The organism is Mesorhizobium sp. M4B.F.Ca.ET.089.01.1.1 (assembly GCF_004022605.1).
GTDB lineage: Bacteria > Pseudomonadota > Alphaproteobacteria > Rhizobiales > Rhizobiaceae > Mesorhizobium > Mesorhizobium abyssinicae.
On the sequence record NZ_RZOS01000759.1, the window covers coordinates 1 to 1714 of the forward strand.

The 1714-nt window shown below is 65.6% G+C and carries 1 protein-coding gene; it reads right to left on the reverse strand.

All coding sequences use genetic code 11. From position 1 onward, the window contains the following. Positions 1 to 1714: ComEC/Rec2 family competence protein (locus tag EN780_RS33565; protein ID WP_133372864.1), on the reverse strand; the 1714-nt coding region annotated here is incomplete at both ends.

Here is a 1714-nt window from a genome sequence, read left to right on the forward strand (position 1 = left end):
TGCTTGCGCGGTCGCCGATTGCGGATCGAAGAAGACGGCGGCGCTGCCGGAGCGGGCGAGCTGACGTTTGGTGACGACGAGGGCCAGCGAATTCCAGCAGGGACTGTAGGCGGTGGCGTCGTCGATGACGATCAGGTCGGCGAAGGCGCAGGCCGGCCGCGCCGTCTCGCGGTTTTCCGCGAGCGCCACGATCGCGCCTGACGGATGTCGGGCAAGGCACAGTCCGTCCCTGCAGTAGAATGGCGAGCCAGGCGGCAGGTCGAGCGGTTCGATATCGAAGCGTGCATCCCCTGTCTCGAAGGTCTCCGGCTCGACGATGGTCTCGGCCACCAGCGCGCGTTTCCAGTTGTCGGTGGTGAATTCATTCGACCGCGCCCGGTTGACGGCGAGCTCGCCGCCGCCGATCGGCATCGCCACCAGATGCGCATCCTCCGAGATCAGCACATCGGGCGTGCGGGTATTGGAAACCGTCAGCAGGCCGGCCAGAGCGAAGGGGATCGCCGCAAGTCTCAGCCAGGTCGTGGCCATGGTCGCGACGACCAGCGCTATCGTCACGAAAAGCACCGACTGGATGGAGATCAGCCCGACGGCATCGATTGGCGAACGTTCCGAGATCCATGCCGAGATGGCGATCATCGCCGTCAGCCCCTTGCCCATGACATAGAGGAATGGACCGTCGGCGCCGAACGGCATCGCCAGCGTGCTGAGTACGGCGAACGGCATGACGATCAGCGAGACGATCGGCATGACAGCCAGATTGGCGAGCAGGCTGAGCGGCGAAACGCGCTGGAAGTGCCAGATGGCGAAGAGCGCCGTAGCGCTGCCGGCGATGATTGATGTCATGGCAAGGCCGCTCATCCCCATCACCAGCTTTCGCGACGCAAAGTGAAGGAACGATCGCTTCGGCAGCGGCGCGGTCGTCCTGTCGGCCCGATAGTCCGACCAGCCGGCATAGGCGCCGACCAGGGCGGCGGTGGCGGCGAACGACATCTGGAAACTCGGGCCGACCACTTCGTGCGGCGAAACAAGAATGACGGCGATGGCCGAGATCGCCAGATTGCGCATGGTGAGCGCGGCCCGGTCGAAAAGCACGGCGACAAGCATCACCGCCAGCATGATGAAGCTGCGTTCGGCGGCGACCACAATGCCGGAGAAGACGAGGTAAGCGGCGATCGAGAGGAGCGCGGCGGCGGCGGCATATTTCTTGACCGGCCGGCGCGAGGCGAAGTCGGGAAACAGCGCGAAGGCGCCGCGCAGCAGAAGCATGATGGTGCCGGCAACCAACGCCATGTGCAGGCCGGAGATGGAGATGATGTGGTAGATGCCGGTGCGCCGCATCGCCTCGTTGATCTCATCGGGAATGCCTGCGCGCACGCCGACGATCAGCGCCGCCGCGATCTCGCCCTCGGGGCCGCCAACCAGCCCGCGGATGTGGTCGGCGATGCTCTCCCGCGCCTTCTCGATCGCGGAAGCGAGGCGCGCCGTCGCTGGTGCCTCTTCGCTGGCTATTGTCTTTGGATTGCCGAGGAAAAAGCCGCTGGCGCCAATGCCCGAAAAATAGCTGTCGAAGGAGAAGTCGTAGCTGTCCGGCCGCACCGGGCCGGTCGGCTGCAGCAGCCTTGCATAGCCCGTCAGCAGCGAGCCGGCGGTCATGTCGGCGGGTACTTTCCGCGCCGAAAGCCTGACCCGCTCCGGCGCGTAGCGCAGTTTTGGG